At 61.4% G+C, this 342-nt stretch carries 1 pseudogene; it reads right to left on the bottom strand.

Annotation, left to right across the window (positions count from 1 at the left end):
- Positions 1–204: 204 nt before the first annotated feature.
- Positions 205–342: pseudogene (locus L904_RS23495) on the bottom strand (NADP oxidoreductase); the annotation flags it as partial.

The following is a 342-nucleotide window of genomic DNA, read 5'->3' as shown; positions in this document are numbered from 1 at the left end:
CCCGACGGGCAGGAATTCGGTGGTGACAAGAGCGAAAGCGCCGACGCCGATGCTGGCGACTGCGGCCCATGAAGCGAGCGGTTTGCTGTCCGCGTGGCCTACTGAAATACTGCGGGAGACTGGCATGTCCATAGGAGGTTTCCTTTGGTGAAAAGCAGGGCGAACCGGAGAGGAAGGGTCGCTCTCCGGTTTATCTGAGATCGTTCAGCCGAACTTGACGAGGTTGAGGGCGGGTAGTGGACCGCCAGGGAACTGCACCAGTTTGCCGCCAATCGAGACCGGGCCGAGATCGATGCCGGTGAAGCCGAGTCTGGAGATCAGCGCACCGACTTCCGCCTTCGC

The organism is Agrobacterium sp. LY4 (assembly GCF_001526585.1).
Taxonomy (GTDB): Bacteria; Pseudomonadota; Alphaproteobacteria; order Rhizobiales; family Rhizobiaceae; genus Agrobacterium; species Agrobacterium leguminum.
Note: the sequence above shows the minus strand (reverse complement) of the source record. Positions and strands in the feature narration are given on the sequence as shown.